We start from the raw sequence: 19,655 nt of genomic DNA on the forward strand, positions 1-19,655 counted from the left end.
AATGATATATCTTTTACGGCGGACAGTCAAGGCCTATTTGCCCCAGGCTGAAAATATGGTATGGTGATAATAAGGAAGAAATATGAATATAAATTTCTATTCCCTCGGCGCTGCCGAAGAAGTGACAGGCTCCAAGCATGTGCTGGAAATCGACGGAAAAAGCTATCTCATAGACTGCGGCGCCTTTCAGGGCAGCCGTGCCGAGGCTGATCGCAAGAACCGCAATTTCGGCATAGCGGCAGACCGAATTGATTCAGCGATCCTGACCCACGGCCACTTTGACCACTGCGGTCTCTTCCCCCTCCTTGCGAAACAGGGCTACAAGGGCAACATTTACGCCACCCCTGCCACTCGGGACATTGCAAGCCTCATCATGATGGACTCCGCCAACATACAGGCCCGTGACGCCGAGTATCTCCGCAAACAGGCCCACAAAAAAGGCGAGAAGTTTGAATGGACCCCTTTGTACGAGGAGAAGGATGCGATCCAGGCTACAAGCCAGATGGTGGGTGTCTCATACAACAGGCCCATGCTTATCGGCGATGGGATCGACCTGGAATTTTATGATGCAGGCCACATCCTGGGTTCGGCCATGGCCTATATCACGGTAAAAAAAGACGGCAGGGAAGTGCGCATACTTGCTTCAGGCGACCTGGGCCGCAAGGAAAAGCCCATTATACGCGATCCGGATCGTCCTCCTGCCCCGGATTATATCATTCTCGAAAGCACCTACGGCGACCGGCTCCACGAAAACGCCGACAATGCCATGGAACGCCTGGCGGAAATTGCAAAACGCACAGTGGCTGCCAAGGGCAAGATCCTCATCCCTGCCTTTGCCATAGAGCGCACCCAGGAGCTGGTCTACTATTTTCACATGCTCGTGGACGAGGGCATAATTCCGGAAATCCCGATTTACGTGGACTCCCCCATGGCAACCAACGCCACTACGATTTTCCAGATTCACCCCGAATGTTACAGCGAGGAAATAAAAGACGCCTTCATCAAGCACCATAAAAATCCTTTTGGTTTTAATTCGCTCCATTTTACTACCAGTGTCCAGGAATCGAAGGATCTGAATGATATGAAAGGCCCCCTCATCATTATTTCCGCTGACGGTATGTGCGAAGCCGGCCGTATCCAGCATCACCTCATCCATAACATTGGCGACCCCAACACTACCGTGCTTTGCGTAGGGTACATGGCGCAAAATACCCTGGGCAGGCGCATACGCAACAAAGAAGGGGAAGTCAAAATCCATGGCCAATGGTTCCAGCGCCGCGCTGCGGTAGAAGAAATCAACGCCTTCAGCGCCCACGCCGACTATTCAGAGGCCATCTCCTGGCTTAAGTCCCTGGACTGTTCGCGTCTAAAAAGGATATTCATGGTTCATGGCGAGCCCAAAGCCCAGGCGGCGTTTAAGCAGCATCTGGCCTCGGCAGGATTTTCTGACGTAGATGTGGTTAAATACGGGAACACCTACGAGTTGAAATAATCGGCGGTATTTCCCGCAAAATCGTATTTTAAGGAATGGACATGATATATCTTTCAGGCTTTCACGCCATTGAAGAGCGCATAAAATCGGGTAGGGCGTGCGGCCCCCTCCTAGTGGCCAAAGCAGGCCCCCGGGCCCGGGAACTTTCAGATCTGGCAGCAGAGAAGAAGATACGCATAGACCGCGTAGGTACTGCCGATCTTGACCGTCTGGCCCCGGATCACCGAGGCGTCGTGCTTGAAGTGGACGAACCCAGCGCGGGGGCGGACATCACCCTCGAAGAATTCCTTGCCGGCCTTGGAGACCGTAAAGAAGCCCTTGCGGTAGTGCTGGACGAAATCACAGACCCCCACAATTACGGTGCCATACTCCGCTCCTGCGATCAGTTCGGCGTGGATATCGTCATTACCCGCAACAGGCGCATCGCCAAACATGCCGAGGTAATTTCCAAAACCTCAGCCGGCGCCTCGGCCTGGGTTCCTTCGGCAGAAACCGCCAACCTTCCCCGTGCGGTAGAGGACTTAAAGCAGGCAGGCTTCTGGATCTACGGCGCCGACATGGGGGGCGAATCTTCCTGGGATAAAGACCTCAAGGGCCGCACCGCCCTGATTTTTGGCGGCGAAGGAACAGGTATCTCCCGTCTTCTCAGGGAAAACTGCGACGCCTTGATTTCCATTCCCTCCCTGGGCCGCATCGATTCGCTTAACGTTTCAGTGGCAGCAGGAATACTGCTTTACGAAGTAACCCGCCAAAAGAAGAAAAAAAAGTGACATGCGCAGCGAAAGAGAAATGATGGCCCTCATCCTCGGGGTTGCCCAAAAGGATGAGCGCATACGGGCAGTGTGGATGAATGGTTCGCGCACCAACACCAATGCTCCCAAAGATGATTTTCAGGATTACGATATTGTATACCTGGTAACAGAAAGGGAATCATTCATACGCGATCCGTCCTGGATAGATGTCTTTGGCAAACGGGTCATTCTGCAAACCCCCGAAGATATGTCCCTCTTTCCATCCGAATATCCCGATACCTACGCATACCTCATGCAGTTTGAAGACAGGAACCGCATAGACCTTACCCTGGTTCCCCTGGAATTTTTGGAACCCAATGTTAAGGGCGATAGATTGACAGTAATACTGTTGGACAAAGATAATCGTATTGATCCTATTCCTCCTCCGTCTGATGAAGACTACCATGTCAAAAAACCCTCAGCCGCTTTTTATGATGATTGCTGCAATGAATTCTGGTGGGTCTCGACCTATGTAGTTAAGGGTCTTTACCGGCATGAGTTCCTCTATGCGGCGAGTCATCTGAACAGCTGGGTAAGGGAACAGCTTCTGCAAATGCTCTCCTGGCAGGTTGGAATAGAAACCGGTTTTTCACTCAGCGTCGGGAAAAGTTATAAATACCTCAGCAAACATCTTCCCGAAGAAACCTGGAAGCGCCTGAGGTCAACTTTTAAGATGGATACTGAAGAGAATATACGGACCGCCTTTAACGAGACTTTGCAACTTTTCCGGGAATCCTCAAAACTGGTAGGAAAACACTTAGGCTTTGCTTATCCCGATTACGACGAAAAGGTTACTGCCTATATTGAAGGACTCAAATCCAGGTAGCCCGGCCGTCCCCCGGGAGAACCTGATTTAAATCAACATACACATATTTTTGGTATGCACTATTTCTCCGTTCATTTTTTTAATACATGATAAAGCCATCTTTCCATAGCTCTTGACAAATTCAATAGGAATACTATTATATAGCAGCATAACCATAGGAAGGTATAAAATGATCAAAATTGCAACAATCGCTGGTTCCGATGCCTCGGGAGGCGCAGGTCTTGAGGCTGACCTCAAGACCTTTGAGGAATACGGTCTCTACGGCATGGCAGCCGTAACCGTAATCGCCACCATGAACCCCGACAAGGGCTGGTCCCACCAGGTCTACCCCATAGCCGAAGATGCCCTCCGCTCCCAGCTCGAGACGGTCTTCAAAGGTGTTGGCGCCGCTGCCGCCAAGTCCGGCATGCTCGGTACCTTCCACGCCGTTGCCCTCACCCAGGAATACATCAGCTCCTTCAAGATAAAAAACTACGTCCTGGACCCCGTGATGGTCTGCAAAGGCGCAGGCGAGGCCCTCAACCCCGAACTCAACGCCGCAGTAGCTGAAAAACTCCTCCCCCTGGCCGAAGTCGTCACCCCCAATCTCTTTGAAGCCGAACAACTCTCGGGCCTCAAAGAAATCGTCACCATTGACCAAATGAAGGAAGCCGCAAAAATCATCCATAATAAAGGCGCCCGCCACGTCTTCATCAAAGGCGGCGCCAAACTCCCCAACCAGTCCAAAGCCATAGACCTCCTCTACGACGGCAAGAATTTTGAACTCCTCGAAGGCGAACTCATCAAAACATCCTGGAACCACGGCGCCGGCTGCACCACCTCCGCCGCCATAGCCTCAGGCCTGGCCCGAGGTCTTTCCGCTCACGATGCAACAGCCCTTGCCAAAAAGTTCATCACTACCAGTCTGAAAAACTCCTTCGCCCTCAACCAATGGGTCGGCCCTGGAAACCCCTCAGCCTGGAGGGCCGGAAAGCTTTTTGAGTAAGGTTAGGTTTTTGAAGATTGGAGTATGAGCATTCATTGGTTTACCGTACTTGACCCGTAGGCCGCGACAGCGGCCAGTCAATCGTTACCTTAAAAGAGCCAAGTCCGAAGGACCGTAATGCCTCAAAATAAAATCTAACCGAAAGGAACGGCTGCCTCACAATAAAAATCTAACCGTGGCTAAACATCTTCAAGAGCCGAAGCAGCAAGGGACTTCTGGCTCTGAAGCTCGAAGAGAGCCATCAGTGCATGGTTGACCAGGCGTTTCTGTTTGACCGGATTGAGACGGGCAGCCCTGCGTCGAAGCTCGTCCTTGAATGTATCAGGAAGGTCAGGGGATTCCAAGAGGCGCCTGTAGGGCGACTTGGGTTTGTCGTACACCTTCTTGACCCTGGCCCCTATCCGCTCCTTGGCGATTATTTTTTCTGAAGGGTAAAAATAGTTGAGCAGGGGACAGAGATGGCGGTAGACCTCGGCCAGGGCGTCTCTGGCCTGGAGGGTGTCATAGCGATAGTACCCCACGGTCCTGCGGACGGTCATGTCGTTTTTCTGCTCCACGAAGCAGTTGTCGTTCTTGTGGTAGGAACGGCTGCGGGTGAACTGGACGCGGTGTTCGTCACACCATGCCTTGAGCTGGTAATTAATGAACTCCCCGCCGTTATCGCTGTCGATGCCCAAAAGGGGGAAGGGAAACTGGGAGGGGAAGAGAGACACCTCCTCTTTAACCCAGCGATGGGCCTTGTTGAGGAGGGCGCGGAGCTCCACCCAGCCTGAATAGACATCGGTGGCATTGAGGGTACAGCAGAACTCGCCTGAGGCGTTTCCGCCGTCATGAACCACCGTATCCAGCTCAAAAAAGCCCGGTTTCCTCTCATCCCAGGCATAAAAGACACGGATGGGGATCTGGTGCTTGAGGAGGCCGCCGGGCCGTGTGGCGCTCCGTCCTTTTAATTCCAGCTTCTTCCGTTCAGGCTTGAGCTTCCGGTCGATGGTGGCGGGGCTTATGGCAAGCAGCTGCGCCTTTACCTCCTTGGTGATGCCAAACTCCTTGCAGGGATTGAGGAAAGGCATCTGTTCCCGGAGGAAGGGGGAAAGCCTTTTCCCGCACATGTAATCAAAGAACTCCCAAATCAGTTTGAGGGCTTTTATCGTTGCCGCCTGGTAGACCGGCTTCCGCCCTCCCCCTGCTTTTCGTTTTTTAAACGCATCGGCCTTGAGCTTAACAACCCTTCCGGCCAGTCTGACCAGTTCCGTTCTCCCCCAATTCGCCAAAAGGTGCAGGGCGTATTTCCGGTTGTACCCTGTGTTCTGGACAAACTCGTCCAGGATAGCGGTCTTGCCCTTTTTCCCGGCTTTGCGATACCGCTTGCTGATTTCTCTGGCAAGCGCCTGTTTCTCTTTCATCGTTAACCCCATTGAGCCCTCCGGTACCCTTGTTACCGGATATAGGCTACATAATTTGGGTTAGAATTTTATTATGAGGCATTCCCTGTTTTGGGTTAGATTATTCATGAGGCAACGCGAGGACTTGACACATTCGCCCTCAAAGTATAAGCTGGAAGGGCACTTTGGGGGTGTAGCTCAGTTGGCTAGAGCGGTTGAATGGCATTCAACAGGTCGCCGGTTCAATTCCGACCACCTCCACTAAAGTAAAAATCAGCCGTCTAATTTAGCATTACCTTAAAAATGTCACAGAAAGCCTTTCGGACTAAGCAAGGCGCAAAACAAAAAAAAGGCTGTCCGGGAAGCATTTCCCAAACAGCCCCACATCTTGCACCGATGTTGTTTGCGCAGTTTTAATTACGCAAAAATGGATTATCTGAACTTTGCCAAATTTGCCTTGTTTACTACAGTGGCGCCGGAGTCAACGCTCTTTTGAGCAATGGTTCCGCCAGTAGAATCAGTATAGGCATTCTTTACACCCAAAGATCCCATTGTTTCAGGATTCTGGGCCATGGTGGCGACAAGGACACCCTGTTCAATCTGGTCAAGAACCGATCCGCCTTTGTCGAATCCAATTCCCAGTACCTTGGACCCTTTGATCGCATTGGCTACGCCAACGGTGCTGCCCTCATTGGTTCCGAAAATACCCACTACACCCTGAGTGATGTAATTGGCGGCGATTTCCTGTGATTTAACGGGGTCGCCTTCACCATACTGTGTGGGAAGGAGGGTAAAACCTTTTCCTGCAAAAGCCTCGCGGAAACCTGCTTCCCGGGCTACAGCCGAGTCTGTTGAGGGGTTTACGTTAACAATGCCAATGCTTCCCGAGCTAGTACCAGCAGCGTTGAGCGTTTTAAGCAGCTCTTCGCCCGCTGTCTTGCCGGCGGCTTTGTTGTCTGTTGCAATTGTTGCGAGAGCTCCGGACCAGGTAGCAGGAGAATCGACATAAATAAACTTGACTCCTGCCTTGCTGGCTTCCTGGATGGCGCCGTTAATGGCGTCTGCGCTGTTGGCAGCCAACAGGATGTAATCTGCTTTGTTGGCAGCAGCGTTGTTGACCTTGTTGATCTGGGCGGCATCGTCTTTTTTCTCGGGGGAGTCGAAATGGTATTCGAATTTATCCGCGCCGAGCTCGGCGATTGCTGCCTTTGCACCTGCGTCAACTGAAAGCCAGTGTGCATCCATCTGATCCATTGTGATTAAGTAAATCTTAATCTTTTTTGCACCCGAGCTCTGGCTTCCGCCGCTGGCAAACACACTGCCCGCTGCCATCAACATGACAAGCGCCGCAATTACCGACATCTTGAGTAATTTCATACTCTTTCCTCCATAAACATGATTTTATTTCAAGGCAAAATGCCCGAAACAACTATTTCTTGCGCTGCCTGATTATCACATCGGACAGCACGGAAATCACGACAATAATACCTACTGTTATATTCTGGATCGCTATAGGAACATTTGCAAGGGAAAGACCGTTCGACAGTGTTGACCAAATGGCGGCCCCGACAATTGTACCCAGCAATATTCCCTGTCCGCCAAGTGTGCTTACACCGCCAATAACACTTGCCGCGACGGCATAAAGCTCGTAGGTGTTCCCGGCGCTCATGTCCCCTGTACCGCTTTGCGCTGTCTGGATAAGCCCGACAACTCCTGCGCAGAGGGCGCTGACCACATACGCTACCATGGTAACCTTGAGCACGCTTATGCCGGACATTTTGGCCGCCTCGATATTGCTGCCGACCGCGTACATGTGGCGGCCGATTTTGGTACTGGTAAGGATAAAGTTAAAGATGAACCAGATTACCAAAGCGATTATAATCGTAGAGAATAAAAATCCGAACTTGTGATAGTAAAAGAAATTTTTAAAAGCTTCTATCTGTGAACGCAAAGACTCGGCAGCTTCGGGGCTTATCAATTTGTAATTTTCGCTTGAATCTATAGCCCTTGTATTGCGGCTGCCGTTGCTAATCTGCGCTATGCCCCTTGCTATCGTCATCGTCCCGAGTGTCGCGATGAAGGGCGGAAGTTTGAACTGGGCAACAAGGAAACCGTTGGCGACTCCGACAACCATGCATGCAATGAGCGCAATCCCCGCAGCAAATACCGGCGGCACATTATGGGTCATAAGAGTCGCTGAAATCATACAGCTCATGCCAAGCACAGAACCTATGGAAAGATCGATATTGCCTGTGATCAGTACATAGGACTGGGCAATTCCGACTATAATAAAAGGCGCGATCTGTCTGAGCAGGTTCTGGATGTTTCTTGGGCCCAGAAAGTTGTTGTTCAGCATCTGGAAGATCGCCAGCAATACGATGAGAAAGCCCGATACGACTATAACCTGGCCGACGCCCCGCGCACGGAAAGCCCTTTGAATGCCGTTTAACTTAATGCCCATAACGTCTCCTCATGCTATCTTTTTCTCGAACCTTGTCGCCAGATCCAAAAGCGTTTCCTGGGTAGCTTCTGTCCTGGACATTACGCCGGTTATTCTGCCATCGCACATTACGAGGATCCTGTCCGAGATTCCCAGTATCTCCGGCATTTCGGAGGACACAAAAAGAATGCCGACGCCATCCTGCTTAAGTTTGTTTATGATATTATAAATTTCTATTTTGGCCGCAACATCAATGCCCCGTGTAGGTTCGTCAAAGATCGCAACCCTGAAACTTCTGGACATCCATTTGCCTACCACGACTTTTTGCTGATTTCCTCCGGATAGATTCGCCGCATCGCTTTCTACGGTGGACAGCTTTATCTTCAAATCGTCAACGGATTTAAGCGCCATTTCCTTTTCTTTGCTCTTGCTTACAATCCCGAAAATATCTGAAAGCATATCGAGATTCGGAAGACCGATATTGCTTTTTACGGAAAGCTTGGTGAATAGCCCGTCTTTTTTGCGATCTTCCGGGATAAGCACAATCCCTGCCCGGATGGAATCCACGGGCTTGTTTATGGTGATGGGCTTGCCATCAAGGATTATTTCTCCCGACTGTTTCTGGTCAATACCGTACAGGGCCCGGGTGGTTTCGGTCCTCCCTGCGCCCATAAGACCGGCTATCCCCACGATTTCGCCTTCATGCAGTTCAAAACTCACATCCCGTACAAGCCGGCCCGCATTGAGGTTTTTAACTTCCAGCACAGTCTTCCCGACAGTGCACTCGACACGGGGGAACTTTTCTTTTATGTCCCGGCCGACCATGTAGGAAATCAATTTTTGCTGGGTAGTTTCGGCGTAGTTCTGGGTGATGACATACGTACCGTCCCGGAGAACAGTAACTCGGTCAACAATATGCTGAAGCTCTTCCAGCCTGTGGGATATGTAGATAATTCCGCAGCCTTTTTCTTTGAGGTTTCGGATAATTTTGAACAGTTCTTCAATTTCAGTTGCGGTAAGGGCCGAAGTAGGCTCGTCCATGATCAGAACACGTGCGTTTTTCGAGAGGGCTTTTGCAATCTCCACCATCTGCTGCTTGGAAACCTGCAGATCGCCGACCGGCAATTCCGGATTTATATCGATATTGAGACTTTGGAGGAGTTCCCGGGCTTTCTCGTTTGCAGCCCGCTTGTCAAGCAGCCCATGTTTGGTCAATTCTTTCCCAAGAAATATATTTTCGGCAACAGTGAGGTGCGAACACAGGTTCAGTTCCTGATGTATTATCGCTATGCCTAATTCCGATGCAGTCTTTGGATTGAGGGTGTCGATGTTCTCATCGAAAACCTTGATATTGCCCGAGTCTTTTGTATAGACCCCACTGAGAATCTTGACCAGTGTGGACTTTCCAGCCCCATTCTCACCCAGGAGGGCATGAACTTCCCCGGCTTTGAGATTGAAGCTGACATCCTTGAGGGCCGGAACACCGGAAAATGCTTTGCATATATTTTCCAGTTCAACTATATAATCGCCCATAGTAGTAAAAATATACAGCACTATTGGAGTATTGTCAAGAAGAAAGAAAACGCATTGCTGCCGCGCATTTCACATCCGCGAATCAGGCCATCACCTTGGCTGCGCTGCTCCCGACTGTACAACCGTAATGGTAAAGGTCGCTGTCCTGCCGTTAAAAGAAACCACAATAGTCTGTTCGCCAAGGCGGTAACTGTCAAAACGGCTGATAGTTAATTGCTGCAACGGGATAAGTTCATTGGTATTGTCGGTGTAAATCCCCAGGGCTATCATCCCCGAGATATCAAGGCTTTCGCCAAGCGCATATACCCGTTTTTCAGGCAGTTGCCGTATTTCGATATACGAGAGGCCGATTACGGTTATGGGAAAAGTTGCGGTTCTGTTTTCTATGGTAATTCTCAGCGTTTGGGTTCCCGCTTTTGTAGTGTCAAACCCTGAAACAGTGGTGGCATCAATGTTAATGAGGCTGTTCCCTATGCCTTCCCAAAATCCGGTAAGCTCCAGGCCGGCAAGATCAATAGTTTCGCCTTCTTTGTAAACGGTTTTTGAAGGCGTTCTGGTAACTGTGATGGATTGGAGCGGCACCACAGCGACCCTGAAATTAGCCGACTTTCCTGAATAAGAAAGGACGATATTCTGGTTCCCTAAAGCGATACTGTCAAATTCAGAAACCAGGATGGAGCTTGAAGGAATGACGCTGCTTCCGAGACCCTCCCAGGTTCCGGTAAGCTCCAGGCCGGTAAGGTCAAGCTTTTCGCCCCGTCTGTAGAGGGTTTTTGTTGGCAGCTTTGTAATCGCCAGAGTGGACAAGGGCCTTACCTGGACTTCCACTTCTGCGATTACACCTTCGCCGTTGAGCCTTATAATTTGGCTTCCAAGGGACATAGGATCAAAGGAAGATGCTGAAAGGCTGGCAAGCGGGAAGTACCCATCTTTGATGCCTTCCCAGGTCGCCGTAACGATAATGCCGGTGAGGTCAAGGCTTTCTCCCTGGCGGTAAATTGTCTTGGTCGGAGGGCGGGTAATGGTGAGGGCCAGCAGCGGCTTAACCTCCACCGAAAAATAAAGGCTGTTGCCGCTGAGATTAATCATAAGGTTTTGCGTTCCCGGTTGGTGCTTGTTGTAACCGGAGATATTGGCAGGGCTAACCTGAACCTGTCTGTAGCTGTCATCGCTATAGGTACCCATCACTACAAGCCCGGTCAAATCGAGATCCTCTCCCTGCCCATAAACGGTTTTAAACGGACCGCTCTGCAAAGAAGCGCTTTCCAGGGTCTTGCATCCCACCAGGACGGAAAATAGAATCGCAAGTGATAGTAACGATACAACAGCGCATTGCTTTCTCATGACAGAAAATTTATCATAAATCGGCAAAAATGGCAAGGCTTGCGCATTTACCCTGAATAAGCGCAAATACGCTAATTACAAATCAATACCTGATTCCACGAGCTGCTTTGTGCGTGGATGTTTCGGTGCAGCAAGTATCTCACTGGCAGACGCATCTTCGATAATCTCCCCTTTATCGAGCATGATGATCCGGGTGGAAATATCCGCCACCACCGGGAGATCATGGGAGACCATGATTAAGGTAAAGTCCTTGTTTTGTTTGAGGGTATGCAGCAGATTGAGTATTTCAATTTTGGTGATGATATCCAGGGCGCTTACAGGTTCATCGGCAATAAGGACCTCGGGGTTGGTAACCAATGCCCGGGCGATAGCGATACGCTGCCGCTGGCCGCCTGAAAATTCCACAGGAATACGGCGGAGCACATCTTCATCCAGTTCGACAATGCGCAAGGCTGCGATGATTTTTGCCTTTCGTTCTTCTTTATCCACAGCCAGCTTTAATGAATCCAATGGTTCCCCTATGATGCTTTCAATTTTCTGGGTTGGATCAAGGGATAGAAAGGGATCCTGGAATACCGGCTGAACCCTGCTTCTGAAAACCTTGATATCCTGCCTGGTCATGGTTTTAAGTGATGTACCATAAAAACTAACCGTTCCATGCTGTACCGTGAAAAGCCTCAGGAGCAGGGATAAAAGGGTTGTCTTCCCACTGCCCGATTCACCGACTATTCCGAGACTTTCCCCTTTGGAAACAGATAAAGAAATATTTTTAAGGATATTCTTTTCCTTATAAGCGAAATACACATTGGCAAGGTCAAAAACAGTATTCACATCTTTACTCACAATGAACCCGGGTTCTTTGCCCCAAGGCTTAATTTCCGCGCGGAGGATATAAGCAGCTTTGTATATTCATGCTGAGGGTTTTTAATAAGGGCGTCGCCATCGGCTTCTTCAACAATAGTTCCATCCTTCATGACAATAATCCTGCGGGCAATTTTATGGACAATTGCAATATCATGGGAAATAAAAAGCACCGCAATTCCCCGCTTCGCTGCGGTATCATGAATCAGTTCCACAAGCTGCTTTTGAATTGATGCGTCCGTAGAGCTGGTGGGTTCATCCGCAATGAGCAGCTTTGGCGAACATGCAAGGGCAAGGGCGATGGCAACCCGCTGTCTCTGCCCTCCGGAAATCTCGTGGGAAAATGACCCGGCAATACGCTCAATATCGCTTAATTTGACTTCTTCCATCAAAGCTAAAACCGCATCATGCAGTTTTATACCTGTAAGGCCTGAGTGTTTTTTCAGGGGCAGGGCGATTTGCTTCCCTGTCTTCATTAATGGGTCCAGGGCATAGCCTGGTTCCTGAAAAACAATCGCAGCATCCCTGCCTCTAATATTTACTAGGCTGCTTTCGCGGGCCCCGATGATTTCATTTCCATTAAGCAGTATGCTTCCGCTTGGATACATGGTCCTGGGCAAAAGCCCTGCAATCGCCAGGGATGTGAGGGATTTGCCGCTCCCCGATTCACCCACAAGCCCCAAAACCTCCCCTTGGTTGATATAAAAACTGATTCCTTTTATGAGGGTATTTTGGGTGTTACGCAAACTGACGCTTAATCTCCTGACTTCCAGCAGCGGCCGTTCCGGTATATTCCCGCTCATTGAGCAATTCCCCCTCCGGCGCCGTATTTGTCACGGATAGCGTCTGCCAGCAGGTTTACGCCGATAACGATGGCGATGATTGCCAGGCCCGGCACGATGGCCCCGAGAGGGGCGGTCAGCACCGTTGACTGGGCATTCTGCATAAGCCTGCCCAGGGAAGCGTTTGGAGGCGGCACCCCAAGCCCCAAATAGGAAAGGCCCGCCTCCGCTAAAATAGATACCCCGAAAATAACGGCGATATTCACCGACAGAACCTGCCAGATGTTTGGCAATATATGGATAAAAGTGCTGGCAATGCTGCCGGTGCCCGAGGTTTTCGCGCTGATAAAAAACCATTTTGACATTACCTGTTTTGTCAGTATCCTGGTGAGCCTGGCAATAACTGCGGAACAGGCGATACCTATTGAAATGATAGCTGTCCAGACACTTCTTCCCTGGGTCGCGCCGATAAGCATAGCCAGCAGCAGAGTGGGAAATGCTATCAATGTATCGAGAAAGGACGAACTTGCGCTGTCCGCCCATTGGGGCAGCCATGCAACCAGAAGACCGATTAAAACGCCGATCAAAGCTGCAATGATGGTAGCAGTGAACCCGACCATGTACGCTATCCGTGTGCCCACCATCACATAACTGGCAAGATCCCTGCCAAGCCTGTCGGTTCCGAAAATATGCGTCAGGCTTGGGCCTTCAAGGCGTCCGCCTGAGGTATCGTCAAGGTCATAGGGTGTCCAAAAAAGGGATACCGCCGCTATGAGAAAGGTAAGCGCCAGGAGCAGAATGGCGGCATACAGCCGCAGGTTTTTTTTCATTTTTGCTGGCCCCGCAGCCGGGGATCAAGAACCCGCTGCAAAACATCTGCAAAAAAGCCGATTACCAGGACGAGAAAAGTTGTGGTAAGCATCACTCCCTATATGGAAGAATAGTCATGCTGCGCGATTGCTTTTGTTAGCATGGAGCCCAGGCCCGGAAGGGAAAATACATTCTCTATCACAACAGCTCCCAAAAGTGTAGACGAGAGTTCTATACCCAAAATGGAAACCACCGGAACATAGGCGTTCCTGAGACCGTGGAGCACAAATGATGAACCCTGGGAAAACCCCAGGGACCGCGATGTGCGGATATACCCTGAATCCAGGATATTCAAAATGCTAGCCCTGATATACCGGGAGAGGGTCGCGGTCATTACAAACACAATGGTGAGTACCGGCAGAATCAGGGATTCAAGGGCTTTCCCGAAATTCGACCAGCCATTATTCGGCCATCCTCCAGAGGGAAGTATATGCAGGCGGAGGGCAAAAATCCATACAAAGATAATGCCTACCCAAAACGCCGGTATAGCGATACCTGCCTGTGTGCCCAATGTGATCACATGGGCATACCAGGTTCCGTTTTTATATGCGGCGATAAACCCGATGATACTCGCCATTATAAATGAAATTACAAATGAGATGAGGGTCAGGGGGATGGTAACACTAAAACGTTTAACCACTTCAGGGGCTACCGGAATACCCGAGACCAGGGAATCACCGAAGCTGCCCCTGAGGACGCTGGTAAACCAATTAAGGTATTGCTGCCCCAGGGGTAAATTAGAACCGGTCTTTATCCTGGCCGCGAGGATCTGTTCCGGCGTGGCATCCGCCGGAAGTATCGCATTCGCCGGATCGCCGGGAAGCAGCCGCAGCAGGATAAAGATCACCAACAGTGCAATGACGAACGAGACAAGCAGAAAAAAGAACCGGTGCAGCAGATATCTTGTCAATTAGTCTTTACAATGTTGTAAGCGTAAAACTGGGAATTAAGCCCATTAATGGGATACCCTGAAACATTGGAAGCGCTGATCACGATCTGCGGGTAGAGGTAGAGCCAGACGCTGGCAGCCTCCCGGGCGATAGTTCTGTTGACCTCAAGCAGTTTTTGGGTCTGTTCTTCCGGAGTGTTTACCTGTTCCGATTCGGACACCAGCCGCACTACCTCAGGGTTGCTGTATCCCCAATAAAAGTCGGGATTCCCATACCATACAACATCACGATCATTCACGTGCTCCTGCAGTGTGGCTGCGAAATTCCGCTCCTTATATACCTTTGTGTACCACTCGTCCGCAGAAATGGAATTAATATTCACCGTAATCCCAACGGCGGCAAGTTCGCTCTTTAAGAATTCCGCTACCGTGGGGTGAGGATCATAAGTTGGAGTATCCAGGGTAAAAGCAAATCCATTGGGATAGCCTCCGGAAGCAAGCAGCTGTTTCGCCAGATTGATATCGTAGGGATTGGCGTTCACCAAAGATGCATCGTACCAGGGATCAGTCGGAGGCACCATGGAACCGATAAGGGAGCCATAATTCCCCCAAATTGAACTGAGCAGTTTTTGCCGGTTAACGGCGGAATAAATAGCCTTGCGGACATTTGCGTTATTAAAGGGAGGATTGCGATCATTAAAGGCAAGCAGTTCCTTTGTGGTGGAGGCGCCGTTATTGATCACATACTTGCGGTTGTTTTCAAACTGGGCTATCCCATCGGGGCTTTGAACCGCAGTAATGATATCAATCTGTCCACTTAAAAGGGCGTTGCTCAGGGCGCTGGCATCGGTAAAGTAATTGAATACAACCCCGGCATTTTTCGCCGGCGTACCCCAATACCCGTCCCACTTCTTGATGCTTAAGGAACTGCCCCGGGTCCACCGATCCAGGACATAAGGGCCGGTACCATCCTCAGAAGTTTTAAAATCCCTCCCGTCAATATTAAGTATCCATAAATAGGCAAGATTATAGAGGAAGGAAATAGAGGGGGTGTTAAGGGTAAAAACCACGGTCTTTGCATCAGGAGTTGCAACACTTTTTACAATCCTGAAGCTGGATATCCGGGCCGAGAGGGAACCCGGTGCGACAGCCCGTTCAAAGCTGGCCTTAACATCGGCTGAGCTTAAGGCTTTTCCTGAATGAAACCGCACCCCGTCCCGAAGGGTAATGGTGTAGGTAAGTCCATCAGCGCTTTTGGTATAGTTAACTGCTAACAGGTTTTCGACTTTTCCCTCATCAGTCAGTTTAAAAAGGCCTTCGTACACATTGCCATTAAACGCTTCCGTAACCCCCTGGCCGCCCCCTTCAGTACTGGATAAATTGGTAGGTTCGTAGAGGGAACCGATATTGATAATTACCGAAGCCGGGATTGCCCCGGATTGGTCATTCTGTGCCCTGGCATACAGATTCTGCCCGGCAAATACCGCCAAAGCCAAAACTGCTGCAAGCCCCTGTAACTTAAAATACTTCATGTTGAACTCCTTATATCATAGTAATCCGATAGGAATAAAATAGTCAAGCGGAAGATATACCAAAGAAGGATAAAAAACCTGGAAATTAAAATCAGGAACAGACCCCGATGTTTTCATTCATCTATAACCTCTCAATATCAATAATTTTTTATCGATAATAAAATATCGATTTTTTCCTAAAAGTACTTTACAAAACTTTTTCTATTTGATATAAATTTATCGATTAGTGATTTGAAAGCGAATCCCTGGGTATTACTTTCAAATTATAAGTGTTTTGTTTATGATTGAAACAGGAGGTCAGCAATGGCTGAAACAAAAAAGTACGAGACGGTCAACAGTCCGGAGACGCTGGAAAAGGCTCTGGCGGGTATACGGGCGGCGCAGAAAATCTACGCTGCTTTTACCCAGGAGCAGGTGGACAGGATTTTCTTTGCTGCGGCCTGCGCTGCGGACCGGGCGCGGATCAAGCTGGCAAAGATGGCGGTGGAAGAAACCGGCATGGGCATTGTCGAAGACAAGGTGATTAAAAACCACTATGCGGCGGAATACATATACAATGCTTACAAAAACACCAAAACCTGCGGTATTATCGAAGAGGATGCGGCTTATGGAATCAAGAAGATTGCCGAACCCATTGGGCTTATAGCGGCGGTTATCCCCACTACCAATCCTACCTCCACAGCGATTTTCAAAACCCTCATCTGCCTTAAGACCCGCAATGGGATTATCATTTCCCCCCACCCCAGGGCAAAGGGCAGCACAAATGCGGCGGCCAGGATTGTGCTGGACGCGGCAGTCGCGGCGGGCGCCCCCGAGGGGCTTATACGCTGGATAGACGAGCCGAGCCTCGAAATGACCAATACGGTAATGAAAGAGGCGGATACCATCCTCGCCACCGGAGGGCCGGGCATGGTGAAGTCGGCCTATTCTTCGGGCAAGCCGGCTATCGGCGTTGGTTCAGGCAATGTCCCGGCTGTCATCGATTCAAGTGCCGATGTGATTTTGGCGGTTAATTCAATAATCCATTCCAAGACCTTTGACAACGGCATGATTTGCGCATCGGAACAATCGGTAATTGTGCTGGACGATGTGTATGACGCGGTGAAAAAAGAATTCCAGGCCCGGGGCTGCCATTTCCTCAGTGCGGCGGATACAGAAAAAGTGCGGAAGACCATTATCATTAATGGCGCGCTTAATGCCAAAATCGTAGGGCAGAAGGCCCACACTATAGCGGCTCTTGCAGGGGTGAAAGTCCCGGAAGCTACAAAAATAATTATCGGCGAAGTTAAAAGTGTTGATATCAGCGAGGAATTTGCCCACGAAAAACTTTCGCCTGTGCTGGGCATGTACAAGGCCAAGACATTCGGCGAAGCCCTGGACAAGGCTGAACAGCTTATCCGCGACGGCGGTTACGGCCATACCGCATCCCTTTACCTTAACACGGTTACCGATAAAGCCAAGATCGATGAATTTGCTTCCCGCATGAAGACCTGCCGCATCATTGTGAATACCCCGTCTTCCCACGGCGGTATCGGGGATCTGTACAACTTCAAGCTTGCGCCGTCCCTTACCCTGGGATGCGGTTCATGGGGCGGGAACTCGGTTTCCGAAAATGTGGGAGTAAAACACTTAATGAACATTAAAACTGTTGCTGAAAGGAGGGAGAACATGCTCTGGTTCAGGGCTCCTGAAAAGATCTATATAAAGAAAGGCTGCCTCCCGGTTGCCCTGGATGAACTTAAAAATGTGCTGGGCAAAAAACGGGTATATATCGTTACCGATAACTTCCTCTACAAAAACGGATACACCAAAGCCATCACCGGCAAGCTCGACGAAATGGGAATCGTCCACGAGACCTTCTTTGACGTGGAGCCTGACCCGACTCTGGCCTGCGCGAAGAAAGGCGCCGCCCTGATGACGGCATTCCAGCCTGACTGCATTATCGCCCTGGGCGGCGGTTCCGCCATGGACGCCGGCAAAATCATGTGGGTCCTCTACGAACACCCCGAAGCCGACTTCCAGGATATGGCCATGCGCTTTATCGACATACGCAAGCGTGTCTACACCTTCCCCAAAATGGGCGAAAAAGCCTACTTTATCGCGGTTCCTACTTCGGCGGGGACGGGCAGCGAAGTAACGCCTTTTGCGGTTATCACGGATGAAAAAATCGGCATGAAGTACCCTCTGGCGGATTATGAACTCATGCCGGATATGGCAATTGTAGATGCGGACTTGATGATGAACGCGCCCAAGGGGCTCACCAGCGCATCGGGAATCGACGCGCTCACCCACGACCTGGAGGCTTATGCTTCCATGCTTGCCACGGATTATACCGACGGGCTGGCCCTCAGGTCCATGCAGATGATCTTCAAATATCTGCCCGCGGCGTACAATAATGGCGCCAACGATGCTATTGCCCGTGAAAAGATGGCTAACGCTGCAACCATGGCGGGTATGGCTTTTGCCAACGCATTCCTCGGCGTGTGCCATTCCATGGCGCATAAGCTCGGGGCTTTTCATCATCTTCCCCACGGTATTGCAAATGCCCTTTTGATAAACGAGGTGCTGCGCTTTAACGCTGTGGAAGTACCGCCCAAGATGGGGACTTTTTCCCAGTACGATCACCCCCATACCCTGGCCCGCTATGTTGAGATCGCCGACTTCCTTGGCCTTAAAGGAAAAACTGATGGGGAAAAACTTGACAGTCTTATTGCGGCAATTGATAAGCTTAAATCCGCGATAGGAATCAAAAAGACAATTAAGGATTACAACATCGACGAAAAAGATTTTCTTGCCCGCCTGGACGAAATGAGCGAGCAGGCTTTTGACGATCAATGCACTGGCGCTAACCCGCGCTATCCTTTAATTGCAGAAATCAGGCAGATGTACCTTAACGCCTATTACGGGAAAGGGGAGAAAGCATGAAACTTGAAAAAATAATCGCTGTCAGGACCGACAAAACCATCTACCTTGACGGGAACAAGGTTGTCAAAGTGATGGGCCCTTCGTACCCTGCATCGGATGTACTGTCCGAAGCGCTGAACCTGGCTTGTGTGAACGAGACACCCTTAAAAACGCCAAAGCTTCTTGAAGTGACCCAGGTTGACGGGAAGTGGGCCATCGTGTGGGAGTACATCAAAGGCAAAACCCTTGCGGAAATCATGGATAAGGACAAGGCAAATTTCGAAAAAAATATGAGCCGCTTTGTGGACATTCAGCTGGAAATGCACAGGTACAAAACCACGCGGCTGCCTCTTTTGACAGAAAAACTGCAGCGCAAGATAGGCGCCTGCGGCCTTGACGCTTCCTCCCGCTATGAATTGAGCACCAGGCTTGCAAGCCTGCCCAAGCACACAAAACTGTGCCACGGCGACTTTAACCCCAGCAATATCATCATCACCGATAAAGACGAAGCCTATATCATCGACTGGTCACATGCTACCCAGGGGAACGCCTCCGCAGATGCGGCTCAGACCTATCTCCTGTTCTGGCTTTCGGGAAACATTGATGCCGCCGGCGCATACCTGGAAAAATTCTGCAAAAAAAGCGATACCGCAAAACAGTACGTGCAGAAGTGGGTGTCCATTATTTCGGCTTCCCAGTTGGTGAAAGCAAAGCCCGCAGAAAAAGAATTTTTGCTCCATTGGGCAAATGTCGTAGAATACGAGTAATTGAGGTGTTAAAATGAAAATAACCGTTTGCATCGGAAGTTCCTGCCACCTAAAAGGTTCGCGGCAGGTGGTTGAGGGAGTGCAATCCCTCATTGCAAAACATGACCTGAAGAACAAGGTTGAATTGGGCGGTGTATTCTGCATGGGCAAATGCGACACCGGTGTTTCCGTTACGGTGGACAAAGCCTATCATTCGGTGCAGCCCGAAAATGTCGAGGCATTTTTTAAAGAAGCTGTCCTGAAAAAACTTGCATAAT

Annotated in this window: 17 protein-coding genes and 1 tRNA gene; 8 read left to right on the plus strand and 10 right to left on the minus strand. The window is 50.1% G+C overall.

From position 1 onward, the window contains the following. Positions 1–82: 82 nt before the first annotated feature. The 4 genes from TREAZ_RS01515 to thiD all read left to right on the plus strand — a co-directional run bounded on the left by TREAZ_RS01515 (position 83) and on the right by thiD (position 4,094). A complete protein-coding gene (locus TREAZ_RS01515) occupies positions 83–1,492 on the plus strand; it encodes an MBL fold metallo-hydrolase RNA specificity domain-containing protein (protein ID WP_015710025.1) in 1,410 nt (469 codons plus the stop codon). A gap of 35 nt (positions 1,493–1,527) precedes the next feature. After that, positions 1,528–2,262 (plus strand): 23S rRNA (guanosine(2251)-2'-O)-methyltransferase RlmB, encoded by a 735-nt coding sequence (gene rlmB, locus TREAZ_RS01520; RefSeq protein ID WP_342632989.1) that lies wholly within the window; start codon positions 1,528–1,530, stop codon positions 2,260–2,262. Position 2,263: 1 nt separating this feature from the next. Beyond that, positions 2,264–3,109: an aminoglycoside 6-adenylyltransferase gene (locus tag TREAZ_RS01525; protein WP_015710027.1), complete on the plus strand. Its 846-nt coding sequence runs from the start codon at positions 2,264–2,266 to the stop codon at positions 3,107–3,109. Positions 3,110–3,278: 169 nt separating this feature from the next. Next, complete coding sequence (thiD, locus tag TREAZ_RS01530) at positions 3,279–4,094, plus strand: bifunctional hydroxymethylpyrimidine kinase/phosphomethylpyrimidine kinase (RefSeq protein WP_015710029.1); 816 nt, start codon at positions 3,279–3,281, stop codon at positions 4,092–4,094. Positions 4,095–4,273: 179 nt separating this feature from the next. Here the strand turns inward: thiD and TREAZ_RS01535 are convergent, their stop codons facing one another. After that, complete coding sequence (locus tag TREAZ_RS01535; RefSeq protein ID WP_015709982.1) at positions 4,274–5,509, minus strand: integrase catalytic domain-containing protein; 1,236 nt, start codon at positions 5,507–5,509, stop codon at positions 4,274–4,276. A gap of 154 nt (positions 5,510–5,663) precedes the next feature. Between TREAZ_RS01535 and TREAZ_RS01540 the strand changes: the two genes are divergently transcribed. Beyond that, a tRNA-Ala gene (locus TREAZ_RS01540) sits at positions 5,664–5,737 on the plus strand. Positions 5,738–5,908: 171 nt separating this feature from the next. Here TREAZ_RS01540 and TREAZ_RS01545 read toward each other — a convergent pair. From TREAZ_RS01545 to TREAZ_RS01585, 9 genes are all read right to left on the minus strand, one after another. Next, a complete protein-coding gene (locus TREAZ_RS01545) occupies positions 5,909–6,853 on the minus strand; it encodes a substrate-binding domain-containing protein (protein ID WP_015710030.1) in 945 nt (314 codons plus the stop codon). A 52-nt stretch (positions 6,854–6,905) separates the two neighbouring features. Further along, the gene (locus TREAZ_RS01550; RefSeq protein ID WP_015710031.1) at positions 6,906–7,937 is read right to left on the minus strand and encodes an ABC transporter permease; all 1,032 of its coding nucleotides are present in this window, start codon (positions 7,935–7,937) and stop codon (positions 6,906–6,908) included. Positions 7,938–7,946: 9 nt separating this feature from the next. Then, positions 7,947–9,449 carry a sugar ABC transporter ATP-binding protein gene (locus TREAZ_RS01555; RefSeq protein ID WP_015710032.1) on the minus strand — a complete coding sequence of 501 codons (1,503 nt, stop codon included), beginning with the start codon at positions 9,447–9,449 and terminating at the stop codon, positions 7,947–7,949. A 90-nt stretch (positions 9,450–9,539) separates the two neighbouring features. Next, a complete protein-coding gene (locus tag TREAZ_RS01560; RefSeq protein WP_083820219.1) occupies positions 9,540–10,793 on the minus strand; it encodes a bacterial Ig-like domain-containing protein in 1,254 nt (417 codons plus the stop codon). A 75-nt stretch (positions 10,794–10,868) separates the two neighbouring features. Beyond that, positions 10,869–11,636, minus strand: a complete 768-nt coding sequence (locus tag TREAZ_RS01565) for an ABC transporter ATP-binding protein (RefSeq protein WP_215904884.1) — start codon at positions 11,634–11,636, stop codon at positions 10,869–10,871. Next, positions 11,633–12,457 (minus strand): ABC transporter ATP-binding protein, encoded by an 825-nt coding sequence (locus TREAZ_RS01570; protein ID WP_043922703.1) that lies wholly within the window; start codon positions 12,455–12,457, stop codon positions 11,633–11,635. Before TREAZ_RS01570 ends, TREAZ_RS01565 begins: the two co-directional genes overlap by 4 nt. Beyond that, positions 12,454–13,266 carry an ABC transporter permease gene (locus TREAZ_RS01575; protein WP_015710034.1) on the minus strand — a complete coding sequence of 271 codons (813 nt, stop codon included), beginning with the start codon at positions 13,264–13,266 and terminating at the stop codon, positions 12,454–12,456. Before TREAZ_RS01575 ends, TREAZ_RS01570 begins: the two co-directional genes overlap by 4 nt. Positions 13,267–13,364: 98 nt before the next feature. Continuing rightward, on the minus strand, positions 13,365–14,216 hold the full coding sequence (locus tag TREAZ_RS01580; protein ID WP_215904885.1) for an ABC transporter permease: 852 nt from the start codon (positions 14,214–14,216) through the stop codon (positions 13,365–13,367). Then, positions 14,213–15,727, minus strand: a complete 1,515-nt coding sequence (locus TREAZ_RS01585; RefSeq protein ID WP_015710035.1) for an ABC transporter substrate-binding protein — start codon at positions 15,725–15,727, stop codon at positions 14,213–14,215. The genes TREAZ_RS01580 and TREAZ_RS01585 overlap by 4 nt, the downstream gene beginning before the upstream one ends. A 303-nt stretch (positions 15,728–16,030) precedes the next feature. Here TREAZ_RS01585 and adhE point away from each other — a divergent pair, with 303 nt between their 5' ends. The 3 genes from adhE to TREAZ_RS01600 are packed head-to-tail and all read left to right on the plus strand — an operon-like array spanning position 16,031 to position 19,654. Further along, on the plus strand, positions 16,031–18,652 hold the full coding sequence (gene adhE / locus TREAZ_RS01590; RefSeq protein ID WP_015710036.1) for a bifunctional acetaldehyde-CoA/alcohol dehydrogenase: 2,622 nt from the start codon (positions 16,031–16,033) through the stop codon (positions 18,650–18,652). After that, entirely contained in the window at positions 18,649–19,398 is a 750-nt protein-coding gene (locus TREAZ_RS01595) for a phosphotransferase family protein (protein ID WP_015710037.1), read from the plus strand. The genes adhE and TREAZ_RS01595 overlap by 4 nt, the downstream gene beginning before the upstream one ends. Positions 19,399–19,411: 13 nt before the next feature. Beyond that, positions 19,412–19,654 (plus strand): (2Fe-2S) ferredoxin domain-containing protein, encoded by a 243-nt coding sequence (locus TREAZ_RS01600; protein ID WP_043922704.1) that lies wholly within the window; start codon positions 19,412–19,414, stop codon positions 19,652–19,654. Position 19,655: the final 1 nt, after the last annotated feature.

The sequence above is a fragment of the Leadbettera azotonutricia ZAS-9 genome (assembly GCF_000214355.1).
In the GTDB taxonomy this organism is placed as follows: Bacteria; Spirochaetota; Spirochaetia; order Treponematales; family Breznakiellaceae; genus Leadbettera; species Leadbettera azotonutricia.

Excerpts from the sequence above, each read along its gene's own strand:
- TREAZ_RS01515 (WP_015710025.1), top strand. The coding sequence starts at position 83 with ATGAATATAAATTTCTATTCCCTCGGCGCTGCCGAAGAAGTGACAGGC.
- TREAZ_RS01585 (WP_015710035.1), bottom strand. The coding sequence starts at position 15,727 with ATGAAGTATTTTAAGTTACAGGGGCTTGCAGCAGTTTTGGCTTTGGCG.
- thiD (WP_015710029.1), top strand. The coding sequence starts at position 3,279 with ATGATCAAAATTGCAACAATCGCTGGTTCCGATGCCTCGGGAGGCGCA.
- TREAZ_RS01560 (WP_083820219.1), bottom strand. The coding sequence starts at position 10,793 with ATGAGAAAGCAATGCGCTGTTGTATCGTTACTATCACTTGCGATTCTA.
- TREAZ_RS01550 (WP_015710031.1), bottom strand. The coding sequence starts at position 7,937 with ATGGGCATTAAGTTAAACGGCATTCAAAGGGCTTTCCGTGCGCGGGGC.
- TREAZ_RS01570 (WP_043922703.1), bottom strand. The coding sequence starts at position 12,457 with ATGAGCGGGAATATACCGGAACGGCCGCTGCTGGAAGTCAGGAGATTA.
- TREAZ_RS01555 (WP_015710032.1), bottom strand. The coding sequence starts at position 9,449 with ATGGGCGATTATATAGTTGAACTGGAAAATATATGCAAAGCATTTTCC.
- adhE (WP_015710036.1), top strand. The coding sequence starts at position 16,031 with ATGGCTGAAACAAAAAAGTACGAGACGGTCAACAGTCCGGAGACGCTG.
- TREAZ_RS01525 (WP_015710027.1), top strand. The coding sequence starts at position 2,264 with ATGCGCAGCGAAAGAGAAATGATGGCCCTCATCCTCGGGGTTGCCCAA.
- TREAZ_RS01545 (WP_015710030.1), bottom strand. The coding sequence starts at position 6,853 with ATGAAATTACTCAAGATGTCGGTAATTGCGGCGCTTGTCATGTTGATG.
- TREAZ_RS01535 (WP_015709982.1), bottom strand. The coding sequence starts at position 5,509 with ATGGGGTTAACGATGAAAGAGAAACAGGCGCTTGCCAGAGAAATCAGC.
- TREAZ_RS01595 (WP_015710037.1), top strand. The coding sequence starts at position 18,649 with ATGAAACTTGAAAAAATAATCGCTGTCAGGACCGACAAAACCATCTAC.
- rlmB (WP_342632989.1), top strand. The coding sequence starts at position 1,528 with ATGGACATGATATATCTTTCAGGCTTTCACGCCATTGAAGAGCGCATA.
- TREAZ_RS01600 (WP_043922704.1), top strand. The coding sequence starts at position 19,412 with ATGAAAATAACCGTTTGCATCGGAAGTTCCTGCCACCTAAAAGGTTCG.
- TREAZ_RS01575 (WP_015710034.1), bottom strand. The coding sequence starts at position 13,266 with ATGAAAAAAAACCTGCGGCTGTATGCCGCCATTCTGCTCCTGGCGCTT.